This is a genomic window from uncultured Thiodictyon sp., from assembly GCF_903946935.1.
GTDB lineage: Bacteria > Pseudomonadota > Gammaproteobacteria > Chromatiales > Chromatiaceae > Thiodictyon.
Genome location: NZ_CAJAXH010000030.1, coordinates 1 through 2,414 on the forward strand (window position 1 = coordinate 1; position 2,414 = coordinate 2,414).

Annotated in this window: 1 protein-coding gene and 1 pseudogene; both read right to left on the minus strand. The window is 59.2% G+C overall.

Features of this window, described 5'->3' with window-relative positions:
* Positions 1–172 precede the first annotated feature (172 nt).
* The gene (locus QZX93_RS03655) at positions 173–2,113 is read right to left on the minus strand and encodes a hypothetical protein (RefSeq protein WP_295394368.1); all 1,941 of its coding nucleotides are present in this window, start codon (positions 2,111–2,113) and stop codon (positions 173–175) included.
* A gap of 120 nt (positions 2,114–2,233) precedes the next feature.
* Positions 2,234–2,414: pseudogene (locus QZX93_RS03660) on the minus strand (hypothetical protein); the annotation flags it as partial.

Genomic DNA, 2,414 nt, shown 5'->3' on the forward strand with positions numbered 1-2,414 from the left:
GCCTCGAACAGCTCAACCTCTGGGGCTGAGTCGCCGCCTTTAGGCGGCCCAAGAACCGCGGGGCCGCGTTAGCGACCCCGTAGCCGCTTCGAGCGGCTCACGAATGAAAGCCCCCGGCTTTGCCGGGGGATGGTTACTCTCCTGCGCAGTCTCATGAACGCGTCGCTTTTTTTCATTCGGCGAGATCGGTCAGTATGTCATAGATCGGCAGCGGGCTGCCGCGGGCCGCGATGAAATCGCGCATCGCCTTGAATAGCTGTGCCAGCTTTGCCCGATTTCGAAGACTCTGATCAAGGGGCTGTTCGAGAATCGCATTTATCCGATCGACCAACGGCCGATGAGGCTCGTTTGACGGACTGAGAAAACCTGGGTCGACCATGCGATACCGCAATAGCATCATCAACAGCGCGGCGGCGGAAAAGAACCTGTTTGCCGGCTTCCCGCGTTGCGCCTCCATGGTTTCACAGGCAATTGTTGCGAGTCCGAACGCGACATCGGGGTGCAGATAATGCGGCGCGTCTTGACGGTAGGCTAGCACCTGTCCTACGGCACTTATCCGGTAAAGCGGAACACCCGGTCCTCCATTAGTCCAGTCATGATGTGTCCTGTTGAAGAGCGCCGCAAGGTGCTCGGGCTCACTCAAGCACCGGCCCGCAGCTCTGAAGATATCTTGCTGCCACGCTTTGGGGTACGACGCGGGTTGCGTTAACACCGCACGGATCTCGCTAAAGATTGTCGGTGCCGCTGCCGTGTAGCACCAAGCATTCGTCACCAGCAGTTTCTGGCGAAGGCTCTGTTGGCCTCCTGGGGCTGCTGCCGTTGTGGCTAGCGCGCTGTCGGTTACCGCAACGAACTGGTCTAGCAAGTCGCGATAGCTCTTGTATCCACCAGGTGGTTTGCCGAGCAGACGGATGAGTTCATCCTCGGGAGGAGTTGTACCCTCCGAGCTGACTGCCCCGAACTTCTTGTCGTCATCAGGCAGAAGCTCGATAAGCTGGCTCGTCGACAATCTATTGCGCCGCTCTAGCACTTTGCGTAAGCTTTTCGCCATTGACTTACTGCTCAATGCGGTATGTAAAGCTCCTACTGCATTCATCTCGTGATCGGTTTGAAATGCAAGCTCCCGCTGTGGGCCGGGTACGTATCCGAGGCCTCGCATATGGACCAAGAAGTTATGGATACGGGATGCTAGATTGTAGGCGTACCAGACGGTTGCATGGCATGCCACTGGCGCCGGATCCGGATAGGCAACGGTGCATTGTCCGGATAGTGCATGCAACACCTCTTCGCGGGTCAGAGAGGTATCGTCCATCAACCTCCAGTCGAGGAACACCGGCCGCAAACCGAGTCTGCCACGCTCGGTCGCCCTGACCTCCACCTCTGCGAATCCTTGGCCGGGTGTCTGCTTGACGACCAAAATCAGTTTGGTCGAGATCTCTGGAGGTTCGGGGATCGTGGTGTCGGTCTTGCGCACCGTGGGCTCGTCGGCGCGCGCCAGGTAGTACTGGACTGACTTGGCACCTGATTCAATGGAAAAACCGGAAATTTCCTTGGGGCCGATGGTTCTGCCGCCAACGACGCGCTTCTGGCCTTCCATCAGGCTCACAAAAGCGGGCCGGCCATTCACGCAGGCGTTGATCTCAAGATCTGGCACCGTATCGTAATAGCCAGGAATGTCCTCCCGCCGCCGCCAGCCATAATGCGCGGCACCGCTGGCGGTGGCGGATTGCTGGACCGGCAGGACGTCGATGTCTGCCGATGCCGTGCCCAACTGCCGCAACCGCTCCGCAAGCTGATCGCCGAAGCTCATGGGACCTGCGTTCAGTCGGGTTAGAGGGCCGTCGATCAAGACGCGGTGAACCTGCGCCGAGCTGGTGTCCTGTCTGTGCAGCAGATCCCGGATTGGGTCGGCCAGCTTTGCGGCCAGCGCGTCCGGTGGGTCAAGCACGCCTCCCAGCCGATACCAGCAACCTTCACGGTCGCGGATAATCTCCTGAGGCAGCGGGGCGCCGCATAACGCAGCCCAGGGTCGGCGGCTCAACCAGACCAGCGACGGATCGACATCATCCGGCGACAGGCCAACGCGGGCGAGATCTGCCGTCATCAACTCCATCGCGGCTGACTCGATGGGCCAACCCAGCCCCGCGGGGAGTGCCAGCCCCCGCCCGTCCGGAATGTGTCAATGAAAATGAGACACCGGGGTGTCGAATTTAGGTGATTTCCGTTATAGAAGTTACCCGCAAACCGGCTGGATAAAGATGTCCCATTTTGGCGAAGTCGGGCTACGCTTCAATCTCGCTTCGACATCTTTCATCAACCTGTTTGAGAGCCTGATGCCCTTCGCATAGACCTTGCGACTGAGTTCGACGATGGGGTGGATGCCTTTCCATTTCATGCTCTTGGCCCATTCCAGC